The sequence below is a fragment of the Campylobacter concisus genome (assembly GCF_902460625.1).
Classification (GTDB): Bacteria; Campylobacterota; Campylobacteria; order Campylobacterales; family Campylobacteraceae; genus Campylobacter_A; species Campylobacter_A concisus_AD.
Window position 1 is genome coordinate 199,231 of sequence record NZ_CABPUT010000002.1, and the last position, 16,320, is coordinate 215,550.

Below are 16,320 nucleotides of genomic sequence, written 5' to 3' on the forward strand. Positions count from 1 at the left end.
ATCTTTATATCTATCATTATATGATTTTTGCCATATCTTGTAAAAAACTTAAATTTATCCTTATCACCTTCAAGATATGCAAAAAATACTATAGTATGACCACCTTGTTTTAGCTTATCTAGATCATCTTTTTGTATAACATCTGAAATTTTAAATGTTATCTCTTTACCCTTTTGATCTTTTAAGTCCACTGCATCTTTTGGATTTGATTTAGACGCTTTGTTATACTCTATGCTCTTTATGACCTTATATCCCCAAAGTATCTCTTTATATCTCTTACTACCTTTTTCTTGTTTATATATAGCCTTTAAACATATTGGCTCATTTGTCTTAAATGGATACTCACTATCAGAGATTACATTTGTTATATGATCTGTTATATCTCTTAACGAGACCTTATTGCTATAGCAAAAGTTAGAGCTACTCTTATCTTGATATCCTAAAGATATTACAGCTGTATCAGTGTGAGCATGAATATCTTTAGTGCTATAAACTTTACTTAGATCACTTGAATAAAGTATAAATTTAGTATCTCCTTTATTCTCTTTGTCTATTGGGATATTAAATGTAGCTGTATATGAGTTTTTGATATCTGAGTCTTCATTTTTTACTAAAGATATACTCTCATATATACTTTTATCAAAGCAGTGATGAAGATATATCTTATCTATATCTTCACTTACCTTACCATCTTCGTTTTCAATGATGAGATTATTTATTGTAAGAGTAAGACCTGAACTTGATGCTGATGTAGGTACTATATTATTGCCATGAGCTAGACGAAGCTTTATGTCAAACATGGCTGAATCTTTATCATCTCTTAGGGTAAAGTTATTCTCTTTAGCAAAATTTAATAAAGAGAAATTTAGGTGTTTGTTGTTAGACGTTTGGTCTTCAAAGTACTTCATGCTTATAGCGCCATCTTCTAGCTTATACTCTATATCATCGCTATTTTGCTTTATGCTAATAAAGGTAGCACCATTTATCTTGTCTTCTTCATTTTTGTTTTCTTGATAGAGTATTACCGTATCTTTGCTCTTTGCATTTTTAAATTTTATCTCTTCATTTTTACTATCTTCATAAGAGTCAAATTTAAAGTCAGTAAGTATTAGCTCGCATAAATTCACCTTGCCATAGTTTGGCCTACTAGAATTTAGCTCTTTTGGATTTAGCTCACTGCAATCAAATGGAGTCTGACTAGCTAGCACAACGGTAAATTCGCTCTTTTTAGGTTGAAAGACTCTAATAGGAGTTGTCATCTTCCTTGGACATAGCAAGAGTATATTTTCTTGTTTGTAAAATTCCTCCTCTTTTTGTCTTAAGAGCTTATTTATTCTTGAAGTGTTTGAAGCATTTGAGCTGATTAAATTTACGCAGTATATATTTTCAAGGTTAAAGGTCTTTGTACTTTGAGTGCTTAATAAAGAATTTATCTTATTAACAAATGGCTGAAATAAAGCCTCACACTTTGATATATCTGATACGTTTAAATTTGATCCATTTTCTTGAAGCTTCATAAATTCTAAATGAGTGACGTTTTGGATGATCTCTTTATTGTTTTGATTTTTTGATTTATATTTTGCTTTGGATATATTTAAATGGCTAAAAATATCTATACACTCGACAAAATTAACATTTTGTTCATCACTTTCATAAAGGCCAAACTGATTTGAAATTTTTTCTCGCAAAAGAGATGTTTTATTGCTTGCCTCATCACTAAAGCTCTCATATGCTAGCCAAAACCAAGCCTTAAAACGATTTTTGCTTTTGATGTAGCTTGCTAGGGATGGATCAATATTACTTTTCTTGCTGATATAAAGAAGTGCTAAAAGCGCGACATGCTCTCTTGAAATTTGGTTATTTTGTGTATCTGAAGTAAGTGAAACGGCTTGTAAATTTTTAAGTGGAGAGTTGTTTAATTTTTGATTTATCTCTTGGATTAGCGGCGTAAGCTTTTGCTCCAAGATGGCATTTAGCTGATCTTCCGAGCTAAATTCAAACTCAGGCAAAGTAGCGGCACCTCCAGACTTTGCATAAGCCTCTTTTGCGGCATCATTTATCTTTTTAAAAAGTTCATCTGTGTCTATCTTTTCTATGGTAGTCTTACTTGTGGTGTTAGCAATAGTTTGCTTGATATCTTTTATGACTTTGTCTTTGTTGTTTTTATAAATTTGAGCACAAATAAGTTCTATATCATCTTTTAGGCTAAAGCCATATCCAATAAGTAGTTTGTTGTTAGATATAAATAGTCTGCTTATGTCATCGTCATACGAAAATTTTATGATATCTATTAAATTTCTTTTAAAATTTACATCATTTCTGGGCGTTAGAGGCATTAAACTTCCTTGGAAATTTTTGCTAAATATTAGCACAAACTTAAAAAGTATTCAACAATAAAACTTTATAGTAAAAATTTATGTCAAAAACACAAATTTGCATGTTTTTATTTTTGACAAGGCTACTTAAAAGGGCTTGTAAATTTAAAGCGCCTTTATAAACTCTTTAAATTTATCGCCTCGCTCGGCATAGCTCTTAAACTGATCAAGGCTCGCAGCTGCCGGGCTAAGAAGTGCTATCTCGCTGGTCTTTAGCTCTTTATTTATCTCATTGACAGCATTTTGTAAAAAATCGCATTTTAAAGCCGGTATGCCAAATTTAGTCGCTAATTTCATAAGTTTGTCACTATTTGAGCCAATGGCGTAAATTTTTACTCTTAAGCTCTTTAAGTCTTCAAAAAGTGGCGTCATGTCAACACCCTTGTCATCGCCACCTAAGATTAGGTGCATAAAGTGGTCTTTGTAGCGTTTTACGGCTTGAATGCTCGCATCTATGTTGGTCGCTTTTGTGTCATTTACCCAGGTTCGCCCAATCTTATCGGTGAGCTCTTCAAGCTTGTTTGCTTCAATAACAAAGGTGTTCAAAAGTGCGACGTCACAGCGGTCAAATAAAATTCTCTCCACCGCCAGTGCTAGCAGTGCATCAAGTAAAAATGGAGTTTTAAAGGCTATATCGTTCAAATTTACGCCGCAAAATTTAGCCAAATCGCTCTCATCTTTATATGCGATCACTTTGGCCTTTGTAGGTGTTTTAGCGTAAATTTCAGGCACGATCGCCACGCTCGTTTCGCTCATGCTAGCAAGCGGCTTAAGCTTTGCCTTTTCGTACTCGCTCATGTTGCCATGCCAGCTTAGATGATCTGGAGTTATCGGCAAAAGCACGTAGATGCCAGGTACGGCGCGTTTTGTATAGTGCAGGGTAAATGAGCTAGTCTCAAGTATCCAAATTTTAGCGTGCGGGTCTAAATTTGCCAGCGCGATGCCGACGTTTCCGCCCATCACTGAGCCCTTGCTCTCTAGCAGGTGCTGCATCATCTTTGTAGTCGTCGTCTTGCCGTTTGTGCCGCTTATCCAGACATTAAATGGCAAATGCGCCTTGTAAATTTCATAAAAATAGTCATACTCGCTAACTAAATTCTTGGCTTTTTTAATAAGCTCATGATGAGGTGGGATGCCAGGGCTTGGTATCTCTAGGCCGCTTTTTGCTGGATCAAATTCACTAACTGGCAAAAGAGTGTTGCCAAACTCATCTTTTGAAATTTCACTAAATTTATCATCATAGACATCCCAAAGGCCGTCTTTTGTGAAATTCTTTGCGATCGCCTTTATCGTGCCACCGTAGCCAAATAGCGATTTTCTCATGACTTTCCTTATCTGATCTTTAGCGCAGTTAGTGCGATTAGGTTTGCTAAAAGTGCGATGATCCAAAAGCGAACGATGATCTTATTTTCCGCCCAGCCTTTTATCTCAAAATGGTGATGTATAGGTGCCATGAGAAAAATTCTGCGTTTGAAAATTTTAAAGCTGCCCACTTGTAAGATAACGCTTAGGGTCTCAACGACAAATATGAGGCCAATGATGATGAGTAAGATTTCATTTTTGGTCGCAACGCCCATAAAACCGATATATGCTCCAACGCTTAAGCTACCGCTATCGCCCATAAAGACTTCAGCTGGATGGCAGTTAAACCATAAAAAGCCCATCAATGAGCCAATTAGGGCTGAAGAGACAACAACGCTTTCACCAACACCTATAATCTTTGGCAAGAGTAAATATGAGCTAAAGACAGCGTGTCCGCAGATATAAGCAAAAACGCCAAGCGTTAAAAGTGAAAATATAGATGGCACAGTAGCTAGCCCGTCAAGTCCGTCTGTTAAATTTACTGAATTTGAGGCAGCAACTATAACCAGTGTCCAAAAGAAAATGGCAAAAATTTTTAAATCTAAAATAGGTTGCTTAAAAAAAGGTAGATAAAACTCGGTGCTAAGCTCGTGACTTGCATATAAAAAAATAGAAATTACAAAGGCTATTAAAAACTGAAAAAAGAGCTTTGCTTTTGGGCTTAGGCCGGCGTGGTTTTTTGCGCCTAAAATTTTACTGTAATCGTCCTTGTAGCCAAGCAGTGTAAAGCAAACTAGGCAAAAGAGAGATGTTAAGACAAATACGTTATCAAGCCTTGCGCAAATTATCGTGGAAAGTACGGCTGTAAAGACAAAAACAAGTCCTCCCATGGTCGGAGTTTTGGCCTTTTTTTGGTGAGTTTGTGGGGCAAGCTCGTAGATAGGCTGGGCGGCATTTTTTGCCTTTGCCCAAGTGATAAATTTGGGCATCAAATAAGCTGTGAGTGCAAAAGCGATAAAAAAAGCGATACCAGCACGAACAGTGATGTATTGAAAGATATTAAAATTTAAAATTTCATAGATATAGTAAAACATGAGAGCCTTTATTTTTAAAAAAAGCAATTTTAGTATAATGGCCTTAAAAATTATCTAAAATTAAGGATAAATTTTCAAAATGAGTCAAAAAACTATTTTAATAATAACTGATGGTATTGGATTTAATAAAAGCGGTAAATTTAACGCATTTGAGGCGGCTAAAAAGCCAAATTATGAGAAATTTTTTAAAGAAATTCCAAACTCGCTCATAAAGACATCTGGAAACGCTGTGGGACTACCCGAAGGGCAGATGGGAAACAGCGAAGTAGGGCATATGTGTATAGGAAGCGGACGAGTTTTATATCAAAATTTGGTCAAAATTTCACGTAGCTTTGTTGATGGCTCGTTAGCAGAAAATGAAGCGCTAAAAGCCCTTTTTAAAAAGTGCAAAAATATCCACATCATAGGGCTTTATAGCGATGGCGGCGTGCACTCACATATGGAGCATTTTGATGGTATGTGCGAGCTTGCTAGCAAAAATGGCTGCGAGGTTTTTGCCCACGCTATAACTGACGGACGCGACGTTAGCCCAAATAGCGGTCTAAATTTCATAAAAAGCTTGGAGGCTAAATTTAAGGTAGCAACCGTTTGTGGGAGATTTTACGCGATGGATAGAGATAAACGCTGGGAGCGCGTAAAAGAGGCCTATGATAGCTTGGTAGAGGGGGAAAATTTAAGCAACTTATCGCCAAGCGAGTATCTACAAAAAAGCTACGATGAGGGCGTGACAGATGAGTTTGTAAAGCCAGCAAGCTTTAATGGCTTTAGTGGCATAGGCAAAGATGACGGCGTGATCGTAATAAATTTTAGAAATGATAGAGCAAGAGAGATATGTGAGGCACTAGGAGGTGAGAAATTCAGCGAGTTTGAGCGACCTTTTGCTATCAAAAATATAATCACAATGACCGAATACGACGCAAATTTTAAATTTGAAGCGCTATTTAAAAATGAAAACATAAAAAACACTCTAAGCGAGGTCATAGCGGCTGCTGGTCTAAGGCAGCTTCACACGGCTGAGACTGAAAAATACGCGCATGTAACATTTTTCTTTAATGGTGGTGTCGAGGAGCTAGCGAGCAACGAAACGAGAGTGCTCGTCCCTAGTCCAAAGGTCAAAACCTACGATGAAAAGCCAGAGATGAGCGCTGCAGAGGTCTGCAAAGCTGTGCTAAAAGGCATAGATGACGAACAAGACTTCATCGTTGTAAATTTCGCAAACGGCGATATGGTGGGGCATACTGGCAACTATGATGCCGCTATAAAAGCAGTTGAAGCAGTGGATACGGCTCTTGGAGAAATTTATACTAAGGCAAAAGAGAAAAACTACGCGATGATCATCACGAGCGATCACGGAAACTGCGAAGAGATGCGTGATAGCAGCGGTGAGCTACTGACAAACCACACGACTTATGATGTCTTTTGTTTTGTGATGGCTGATGGCGTAAAAAAAGTAAAAAACGGCGGTCTAAACAATATCGCTCCTAGTGTTTTAAAGATCATGGGGCTTGAAATTCCAGCTGAGATGGACGAGGCGTTAATATAAAATAATGGAGCTAGTCGAGTTTTTTGGAGCTGATAAAGTCATAACCTTTATGCTTCTTTTTGCACGTCTTAGTGGGCTTATCGTATTTTTTCCATTCTTTTCTCACAATCAAATCCCGCTTAGCGTAAAAACTTTGCTAGTTTTTGCCCTTTGTGTTGTGCTTTTTCCGCTCTCACACACTCATGAGCATGCTATAAATTTTTTGATCATGGAAATTTTAAGTGAGGCTATGCTCGGACTTTGTGCTGGGCTTTTGCTAAATATCGTTTTTGCTATACTTCAAATGGCTGGCGAGCAGATCTCAATGATTATGGGTTTTTCGATGGCTTCAGTGCTTGATCCACAAACCGGTACAAATTCGCCAGTGATCGCAAATATTCTAAATTTTATCGCGCTTCTTGCATTTTTGATGCTTGATGGGCATCATTTGATATTACAGTTTTACTCCACTTCACTTTCTGCTATACCGCTTGGAGATTTTTATCCAAGAAGTGGTGTGATGAGCTACGCCCTAAAGCTCTTTGGTAATCTTTTTATGTTTGGATTTGTTCTGGCTTTTCCTATTATTGCGCTTTCTATACTTTCAGATGCTATTTTTGGCATGCTTATGAAAACCATGCCACAATTTAACCTATTAGTTGTTGGTTATCCTATTAAGGTAAGTATTGGCTTTTCGGTTTTGATAGCTATTTTAGCTGGCATTATAAAAATCATAACTGATATGATGGTGCAGATTTTAAACGATATGCCAGCACTATTTTTTTAAGTAAATAGCAATGAAATTTATCATAAAATACAGCCTCAAGCTCTTCAAGGAGGGATTATGAAAGTTGCACTTGTAAACAAAAACCCCGCAGTTTCTCGCCTTATAACGTTAAGTTTAAATAAACTAGGCATAGAATATAGCGAATTTGACGATGCTAATAGTGTTGGCGATCAATTTGATTATATTATCATCGATAGTGATATGGATAGTAGCGATGTTAATTTAAATCAAAAGATAATGTATCTAGCACCTAGAGGCGGTAAAAAGCCTGATTTTGCTGATGTTATGCTTGAAAAGCCCTTTTTACCAACAGAATTTATTAGTTTGTTTGAACAAAACAAAGATACTGACAATGATAAAGAACTTGAGCTTGGACTAGATGAGTCTGCAAATTTTAATGACTTTGACGAAAGCAATAAAAACTTTGATGATTTAGAAAATTTTGAGCTTCCAGAAATTGACATGGGACTTGAAAATTTAGCAAAAGAAGATGATAAGGCAGATAAATTTGATAATGAGGCTTTAGATGATGAGTTTTTAAAAGAGGAGCTAAGTGAACTAGAGGCCGAGGATTTAAAGGATAAAGATATCAGTTTTGATGAAACAGACACTGAACTCATAGATGATGATATTATAAATGACATAGCTAGCAAATATATGGCTGATTCAGAAGATATAGATAAATCCTTAGAGCAAAACAATGAGCCGCCTGTGATAAAAGAAGAGCATAGCAATGACTTTGATGAGCTTAGTTCGCTTGTAGATGAGATAGATGATATGGGTGAGAGCGACTTGGCAGATGAAGAGGCGAAAAACGAGCTTGATAAAATGGTTGAGCAAAATTCTCAAAATTTAGAAACTACCGAGCTTAATGAAGATTTTGTAGATGATATAAGCCAAAGTAAAAAAGAGCTAAGCGAGATCGAGTCTTTGGATAAAGAGCTAAACGAAGAAGCTAGCGAAGATAGTGAAAATTTTGATGAGCTAGAGACTGATTTTGGTAGTGATGAAAAATTTGAGCCTGAAAGCAGCGAGATAAATTTGATAGATGAAGCTAGTCAAAATTTAAAGGAAGATATAGATAAAGAATCTACCCAAGAAACAGAGGAGATTTCTTTGGATGAAGATATAGACCTTGAAAAAGAGCCAACTAAAGAAGATCATGAAGAAATTTCTGAAGAAGTCCTTGCTCAAGAAGATCTAGGTATGGTAGATGAGACATTTGAGGAAGAAAATTTTAAAGAAGAGACGTTGGGTAGCCCAAATTTTAATGTAGCATCTATTGAAGAAATAGATGAAAATACGATGCAAGCAGCATTTGGATTAAATATTGCTCCACAAACTAGCTCATGCGATGAAACAAAAATCGATGCTGACTATAAAGAAGAGCTAACCAAAAAGATCACAAAACATGTCCATGAGTCGTTAAATGAAAGCTCGCTAAGAGATGTGCTAAAAGATATGAACATAAAGATAAATATAAGTTTTGAGGAAAAGTAGTTGCAAGGACAAATTTTAGTAGTTTCTGGGCCTAGTGGAAGTGGGAAAAGTACGCTTTTGGGTCGTCTTTTAAAGGAAGAGAAGGATCTTTATTTTTCTATATCAAGCACGACAAGGGCAAAAAGGGAAGGTGAAGTCGATGGAGTGGATTACTATTTTATAAAAGAAGATGAGTTTAAAAGTGGCATAGAAAAGGGCGAATTTTTAGAATGGGCGCAGGTGCATAAAAACTATTATGGTACGAGCCTAAAACCAGTTTTGGCAGCACTTGAGGCTGGGAAGATAGTTATATTCGACATCGACGTGCAAGGCTTTCACATCGCACTTGAGAAGTTTAAAAGCTATATAACTTCAGTTTTTATCACGACTGCAAATAAAAAAGAGCTTAAAAAACGCTTGAAAAACCGCGGAACTGATAGTGAGGAGATGATAGAAAATCGCCTGATGAACGCAGTTGGTGAGATGGAACATATCTTAGAATATGATTATTTTTTGGTAAATGATGACATTGAAAAGAGTTATAAGGGCCTAAAATCAATTCTTAGAGCGATGAGGTTAAAAAGTACGAAAATAGACTTAAGACGCGTTATTGATGAGTGGATAGATTGCTAGAAATTCAGGAATTTATGATAACATTTTGAAAAATTTATTGAGGAGAAAAAATGGGTTCTTTTAGTATTGGTCACTGGCTAGTTGTTTTAGCGATTATTGTTTTACTTTTTGGAGCAAAGAAGATCCCAGAACTTGCAAAAGGACTAGGCAAAGGCATAAAGACTTTTAAAGCTGAGATGGAAGATACAACGCCTGAAAAAAGTGAGAAAGTCGAGCATAAAGGAGAGAGTGCCGATAGCCAAAAAATAGAAGAAACAACTAAAAACGCATAGGTTTTAGAGTTGAAAAATAAAATAAAAGCTGAAATTTCAAAGGTTTTAGAGCGTGAATTTGTGCTTGAAAAGCCAAAGGATAAAAATTTAGCCCACTATGCAACGCCACTTTTTAGCCTTGCAAAGGAGCTAAGAAAGTCTCCAGCTATGATAGCTAGCGAGTTTGCCGATAAATTTAGTGATAGCAAAATAGTTGAAGCTAGTGCAGTAAATGGCTACTTAAATTTCAAGCTAAAAAGCGAGTTTTTAGATGAAATTTCAAAGCAAATTTTACTAGATAGCGAAAATTTTGCAAAAGAAGATGTGAAAAAAGATAGCTATTTAATAGAATACATCAGCGCAAATCCAACTGGGCCGCTTCACATCGGGCATGTTAGAGGCGCAGTTTACGGCGATACTTTGGCTAGGCTTGGCAAAAGACTTGGCTACGCTATCTCAACAGAATACTATATAAACGACGCTGGTAATCAAATTGATCTACTTGGCACTTCGATATCGCTTGCGGCAAAAGAGCAGCTTTTTAAGGAAAGTGTCGTCTATCCAGAGAAATACTACCGCGGAGATTATATTTTAGATATTGCTAGGCTTGCAAATGAGAAATTTGGCAAGGAAATTTTTTATGACGAGAGCAGAAATCTCGAGCTTGCCGAGTTTGGCAAGGATATCGTGCTTGAGATTATCAAAAAAGATTTAGCGGACGTTGGGATATTTATAGAGAGCTGGGCTAGCGAGAAAGCTCTTTATGATGGCCTAGAGCCAACTATAAATAAGCTAAAACGTTCAAATCAAATGTACGAAAAAGAGGGCGCTACTTATATCGCTTCGACCACACTTGGCGATGATAATGATAGGGTTGTGGTTAGAAATGACGGCAGACCGACATATCTAGCTGGTGACATCATTTATCATAATGCTAAATTTGAGAAAAATTTTGATCACTACATAAACATTTGGGGCGCGGATCACCACGGATATATCGCAAGGCTTAAGGCTGCGATAAATTTTCTTGGATACGATGAAAACAAGCTTGAAGTGATACTTATGCAGATGGTTAGCCTGCTAAAAGAGGGCAAGCCATACAAGATGAGCAAGCGCGCTGGTAATGCCGTGCTAATGAGTGATATCGCAAGCGAGATCGGTGCTGAGGCGCTTAGATTTATCTTTATAAGCAAAGCAAACACAAGTAGTTTGGAATTTGACGTGGATGAGCTTAAAAAAGAGGATAGCTCAAACCCTATCTTTTATATAAACTACGCTCATGCTAGGATAAATCAAGTCTTCGCAAAGGCTGGGAAAAACGTTTGTGACGTGATAAATGCAAATTTTGAATGCCTAGATGAAAATGCTAAAAATTTACTTTTTGAGGCGCTAATCTTACCCGAAATTTTAGAGGATGCTTTTATCTCAAGACAGCTTCAAAAGATCCCAGACTATTTGAAGTCACTAGCTGCTAGTTTTCATAAATTTTATAACGAAAACCGTGTGGTTGGAAATGAAAACGAAGATAGCCTGTTAAAGGTATTTGCAGTCGTTGCTATCTCGATAAAAACAGCATTTAATATAATGGGAATCACAGCTAAAGATAGGATGTAAAAGTTTAAAAATTTAATTAAAAAGGACTATTAAAATGAGCAGTATAAATTTTGGATTAATAGGCGCTAGTGGATACATAGCTCCGAGACATATGAGGGCTATTAAAGATACTGGAAATGAACTAATTGCAGCTTTAGATCCATATGATGGAATAGGAATAATGGATAGTTATTTTCCGCAAGCTTATTTTTTTACCGAGTATGAGAGATTTGATAGGTTTGTAGACAAATGGCGAAGAAATGGTAATAAAAAGATAGAATATATTGCAATTACTACTCCAAACTACTTGCACGATAGTCATATTCGTTTTGCTTTAAGGAGTGGAGCAAATGCTATCTGTGAGAAGCCATTGGTTTTAAATCCTCATAATATAGATCAATTAAAGATAATTGAAGAAGAAAGCGGTAAAAAAGTTTTTAATATTTTACAACTTAGGCTTCATGATTCGATTGTAGCACTAAAAAATAAAATTTCAAAAGAACTTTCGCAAAACCCAGATAGAATTTATGATGTAGATTTAACATATTTAACATCTCGTGGAAAATGGTATTTTATATCATGGAAAGGCAATGAAGATAAATCAGGCGGTGTTGCAACAAATATTGGTGTACATTTCTTTGATATGCTTTCTTGGATCTTTGGACCTATAGAAGAAAATATAGTCCATCTTAAGCAACCTGATACAAATGCAGGATATATGAGACTTAAAAATGCAAATGTTAGATGGTTTTTATCTGTCAACTATGATTATATTCCAGAGAATGTAAAAGATGGCGGGAAAAGGACCTTTAGAAGTATTAAAGTCGATGGTGATGAAGTAGAATTTTCTGATGGTTTCACTGATTTGCACACAAAAAGTTACGAACATATTCTTTTAGGAGAAGGTTTTGGCTTAGATGAGGCAAGAAACTCTATTAATATTGTTTCAAATATAAGAAAAATGTCGCCCATTGGATTAAGAGGAGAATATCATCCTTTTTGTAAAAAGGTAGTAGAGTAATGTCATATTTTGCTCATGAAAGCTGTTTTGTAGACAGTGGTGCGACAATTGGTGAAAAAACAAAAATTTGGCATTTTTCTCATATTTTGACTAATTCTGTCATTGGTCGAAATTGTTCATTTGGGCAAAACTGTGTTGTTGGACCAAATGTTAAAATCGGCAATGGTGTAAAAGTACAAAATAATGTTTCAATATATGAGGGTGTTGAAATAGACGACGATGTCTTTTTGGGGCCATCTATGGTTTTTACTAATGTAATAAATCCACGCGCTTTTATAGTTAGAAAAGAAGAATTTAAGAAAACACATCTAAAAAAAGGTTGTAGTATTGGTGCAAATGCTACTATAGTTTGCGGTGTTACTATTGGCGAGTATGCACTTATAGGGAGCGGCGCTGTTGTAAATCGCAATGTAAAGCCTTATGCACTTATGGTTGGTGTGCCAGCGCGGCAAATAGGTTGGGTTAGCAAGGCAGGCAATACACTTAAATTTGATAGTAGTGGTTTAGCTGTTGATGATTTTGATGGTAGTAGTTATAAAGTTATTGATGAAAATTTAATAGTAGTGAAAGAGTAAATATGAATATAGATTTTGCAAATTTAACCTATCAGCATGAACTTTATAAAGATGAGATTGAAGAAGCTATTTTAAAGGTTGCTAGAAATTGCAATTTTATAATGGGTAGTGAGATTTCTGAATTTGAAGCAGAGCTTGAGAAGTATATAGGCGTAAAATATGCTATAAGTTGCAGTAGTGGAACAGATGCCATTTTAATGGCTCTAATGGCTATTGATATTAAGCCAGGCGATGAAGTTATTACAACACCTTTTACTTTTATAGCAACATCTGAAATGATTGCTTTGCTTGGAGCAAAACCAGTTTTTGTTGATATTGATGAAAAAACTTATAATATAGATGCTAATAAAATAGAAGCAGCCATAACATCAAAAACGAAAGCTATACTTCCAGTTTCGCTTTATGGTCAACCTGCAGATATGGATGAAATTTTGAATATTGCCAACAAATATAACCTTAAAGTTATAGTTGATGGTGCTCAAAGTTTTGGATCAACATTCAATGAGATTAAAGATTTAGCTCTTGGTGATATTGCTACGACATCATTTTTTCCAGCTAAACCACTTGGTTGCTATGGTGATGGCGGTGCTATTTTTACAAATAATGAAAATTTTGCGAAAAAAATAAGGTCGCTACGTTTACACGGTCAGTCAAAAAGATATCATCATCAGTATATTGGAATTGGTGGTAGACTAGATACGATTCAAGCAGCTGTTTTACTTGTGAAACTTGCGCATTATAAAAAAGATTTGACATTAAGGCAAGATGTGGCATTAAAATATACAAATGCCTTGCATGGAAAAGATGTCATATTACCTTATATTGATAGTAGAGCCAAATCCGCCTGGGCACAATATTCTATTAGAGTAAAAAATAGAGATGAAATACAATTAAAATTAAAAGAGGTGGGCATACCAACAGCAGTGCATTATCCTATGCCACTTCATTTGCAGGAGTGTTTTAAATATTTAGGATATAAGTCTGGGGACTTTCCTGTAGCGGAAATGATTTCAAATGAGATAATGAGCTTACCTATGAATCCATATTTAACAAAAAATGAAATAAATTATATTTCAGAAAAATTTACTAGCTTGTAAATTAAATGAGGAATAGTTTTAATGATATATATATTATTGCCCGCATACAATGAAGAAAAATCCATAGACCAACTTTTCCCTAAAATAGATAAGATATTAAAAGGCGAGATGAAAGTCGATTATCACATAATAGTTTGTAATGATGGAAGTTCCGATAATACAGGAAGAAAGCTGGAAGAATATTCAAAGCTCTTTCCTATAACAGTTATTGAACATGTCATAAATAGAGGTTTAGGTGAGACATCTAGGGATCTTTTTGAAAAAGCTGCAGAAATTTCCAATAATGAGGATATTATTATTAGAATGGATTGCGATGATACACATGAGCCAAGTTTTATTCCAAATATGATTGAAAAAATAAATGATGGATTTGATGTGGTTATTGCATCAAGGTTTGTGCAAGGCGGAGGACAGGAAGGTTTGAGCGCTTATAGGACTATTATATCAAGATTAGCAAATATTTTTATGAAAGTCTTTTTTCCAATAAATGGACTAAAAGAATACTCTTGTGGGTTTAGGGCATATAGGGCAAGTGCGATAAAATATGCTATTAATATTTTTGGTAATAATTTTATTCAATTAAAAGGACTTGGCTTTACTGCTACTTTGGAGAAGATCGTTAAGCTTAAAATGATAGGTGCAAAATTTGGAGAATCCCCATTTGTGTTAAAGTATAATCAGAAACGAAGTGAGTCCAAAATGGTTAGCTCAATTACCACTTTTGGATATGCATCTTTAGCCTTGCTGTATCATTGGCCATGGGGTGGATGGAAATCTAAATATAAAAATATTAAAAAGATACATTAAATAAGCTGTTTGCAATATTAAAATAATGAGATAGTATGTGTGGTATAGTTGGCTTTTATTCTTTTATAAAAAATAAAGATATTATTATAAATAACCAGTTAGAAACGATTCGTCATAGAGGACCTGATGATAAAAATATTTATGTACATAACAATATAGCGCTTGGCCATGCTAGGCTTGCCATTATAGATATAAAGCAAGGTTCTCAACCTATGCATAGCATAGATGGTAGGTTTACGATAGTTTTTAATGGCGAGATTTATAATTATTTAGAATTAAGACAACATCTTGTTTCAAAAGGTATCGATTTTAAAACTTACTCTGATACGGAAGTTTTATTAAATATGTACATATTGTATAGAGAGGATTGTGTTTGTAAATTAAATGGCATGTTCTCGTTTGCTATTTATGATAAAGAGAAAAATTCCCTATTTTTAGCCAGAGATCATTTTGGTATAAAACCGCTATATTATGTATATAATGATGATAATTTTGTTTTTGCATCAGAAATAAAATCTATTTTAAAATATCCGGGCATTAGAGCTGAGGTTGACTACTTATCATTGAATGAATATATGGCTTTTCAAGTAATGTTAAAAAAACATACGATGTTTAAAAATATTAGCTCTTTGGAGCCTGCAACATATTTAATTTTAGAGAATGGCAAAATAAAAGAGAAGAAAAGATACTGGCATTTTAATTATGATATTGATGAAACAAGGAATGAAGATGAATATTGTTCTGAACTTTTGCACTTACTCGAGGATTCATTAAATATCCAAACTAGAGCAGATGTGCCAATTGGTGCATATTTGAGTGGCGGTATTGACTCTAGTTTGGTTTCTATATTGGCCTCCAAGAAGTATTTTGGTGATTTTCATACATTTACTGGTGGTTTCAAGGATTCAAAGGAATTCGATGAAACATATTATGCAAATATAGTTCATCGATATATAAAAAGCATTCATCATGAGATTTTCCCAACTTCGCAGAATTTTATAGATACATTTGAAAAAATATCATACCATATGGATTATCCAGAGGCCGGACCAGGCGTTTTTTCTCAGTATATGGTGTCCAAACTTGCATCTAGCTATGTAAAGGTTGTGCTTGGTGGACAAGGTGGGGATGAAATTTTTGGTGGGTATACTAGATATGCTGTAGCTTATTTAGAGCAAGCAATAAAGGGAGCAATATTTGAAACAGCCGAAGAAGGCAAGCATCTAGTAACTTTGCAATCAATAATTCCTAATATGCCCCAACTTAAAAATTATATACCATTAATAAAAGAGCAGTTTAAAGAAGGACTTTTTGGTCCTATGGATGAACGATACTATCGTATTATAAATCGTACACATAATGTTGATATGATTTATAATAAGGATTTTTTAAAATCTTTTGATAGTAGGCAGCTTCTTGATAAATTTAAACAAGTTTTTAATACGCCAAACACAAAGTCGTATTTTAATAAAATGACATATTTTGATTTAAAAACATTATTACCTGCACTTCTTCATGTTGAAGATAGGGTTAGTATGGCAGTATCAATAGAATCAAGGGTTCCTATTTTAGATTATAGAATAATTGAACTGGTTTCTAAAATGCCACCTACAATGAAATTTGCAGGTGGAAAAACAAAGGCTATTTTATTAAAAACAGTAAAAAATTTATTACCAAAAGAAATTTTTGAACGAAAAGATAAAATGGGTTTTCCTACTCCTATAAACAAATGGCTAGCTAATGATTTGAAAGAGTATGCTCTTGATATATTAACCTCTCAAAAA

14 protein-coding genes are annotated in these 16,320 nt (G+C 35.0%); 11 read left to right on the plus strand and 3 right to left on the minus strand.

Going from position 1 to position 16,320, the window contains the following annotated elements; translation table 11 throughout:
- The 3 genes from F3G69_RS01445 to mraY form a co-directional block, all read right to left on the minus strand.
- Window positions 1-2,336 (minus strand): hypothetical protein (locus F3G69_RS01445; protein ID WP_188115321.1); only part of this gene is annotated, 2,336 nt, incomplete at its 3' end.
- A gap of 144 nt (window positions 2,337-2,480) precedes the next feature.
- A complete protein-coding gene (gene murD, locus F3G69_RS01450) occupies window positions 2,481-3,698 on the minus strand; it encodes a UDP-N-acetylmuramoyl-L-alanine--D-glutamate ligase (RefSeq protein ID WP_149714198.1) in 1,218 nt (405 codons plus the stop codon).
- 8 nt (window positions 3,699-3,706) lie between these two features.
- Entirely contained in the window at window positions 3,707-4,771 is a 1,065-nt protein-coding gene (gene mraY, locus F3G69_RS01455) for a phospho-N-acetylmuramoyl-pentapeptide-transferase (protein ID WP_149714199.1), read from the minus strand.
- A 79-nt stretch (window positions 4,772-4,850) separates the two neighbouring features.
- On the opposite strand from mraY, the gene gpmI reads away from it, so the two are divergent.
- From gpmI to asnB, 11 genes are all read left to right on the plus strand, one after another.
- Entirely contained in the window at window positions 4,851-6,314 is a 1,464-nt protein-coding gene (gene gpmI, locus F3G69_RS01460) for a 2,3-bisphosphoglycerate-independent phosphoglycerate mutase (protein WP_149714200.1), read from the plus strand.
- A gap of 4 nt (window positions 6,315-6,318) precedes the next feature.
- On the plus strand, window positions 6,319-7,080 hold the full coding sequence (fliR, locus tag F3G69_RS01465; RefSeq protein ID WP_149714201.1) for a flagellar biosynthetic protein FliR: 762 nt from the start codon (window positions 6,319-6,321) through the stop codon (window positions 7,078-7,080).
- Window positions 7,081-7,137: 57 nt separating this feature from the next.
- Window positions 7,138-8,580: a Highly acidic protein gene (locus tag F3G69_RS01470; RefSeq protein ID WP_149714202.1), complete on the plus strand. Its 1,443-nt coding sequence runs from the start codon at window positions 7,138-7,140 to the stop codon at window positions 8,578-8,580.
- The gene (gmk, locus tag F3G69_RS01475; protein ID WP_149714203.1) at window positions 8,581-9,192 is read left to right on the plus strand and encodes a guanylate kinase; all 612 of its coding nucleotides are present in this window, start codon (window positions 8,581-8,583) and stop codon (window positions 9,190-9,192) included.
- Window positions 9,193-9,242: 50 nt separating this feature from the next.
- Window positions 9,243-9,464, plus strand: a complete 222-nt coding sequence (gene tatA / locus F3G69_RS01480) for a twin-arginine translocase TatA/TatE family subunit (RefSeq protein ID WP_103600646.1) — start codon at window positions 9,243-9,245, stop codon at window positions 9,462-9,464.
- A gap of 9 nt (window positions 9,465-9,473) precedes the next feature.
- Entirely contained in the window at window positions 9,474-11,057 is a 1,584-nt protein-coding gene (argS, locus tag F3G69_RS01485; RefSeq protein ID WP_103600647.1) for an arginine--tRNA ligase, read from the plus strand.
- Between the two features lie 34 nt (window positions 11,058-11,091).
- Window positions 11,092-12,057, plus strand: coding sequence for a Gfo/Idh/MocA family oxidoreductase (locus tag F3G69_RS01490; RefSeq protein ID WP_107709824.1), 966 nt, complete (start codon window positions 11,092-11,094; stop codon window positions 12,055-12,057).
- Entirely contained in the window at window positions 12,057-12,632 is a 576-nt protein-coding gene (locus F3G69_RS01495) for an acyltransferase (RefSeq protein WP_149714204.1), read from the plus strand. Before F3G69_RS01490 ends, F3G69_RS01495 begins: the two co-directional genes overlap by 1 nt.
- Window positions 12,633-12,634: 2 nt before the next feature.
- Window positions 12,635-13,729 (plus strand): DegT/DnrJ/EryC1/StrS family aminotransferase, encoded by a 1,095-nt coding sequence (locus F3G69_RS01500; RefSeq protein WP_149714205.1) that lies wholly within the window; start codon window positions 12,635-12,637, stop codon window positions 13,727-13,729.
- 21 nt (window positions 13,730-13,750) lie between these two features.
- Window positions 13,751-14,536, plus strand: coding sequence for a glycosyltransferase family 2 protein (locus F3G69_RS01505; protein ID WP_107709830.1), 786 nt, complete (start codon window positions 13,751-13,753; stop codon window positions 14,534-14,536).
- Between the two features lie 35 nt (window positions 14,537-14,571).
- Window positions 14,572-16,320 (plus strand): asparagine synthase (glutamine-hydrolyzing) (gene asnB, locus F3G69_RS01510; RefSeq protein ID WP_149714270.1); only part of this gene is annotated, 1,749 nt, incomplete at its 3' end.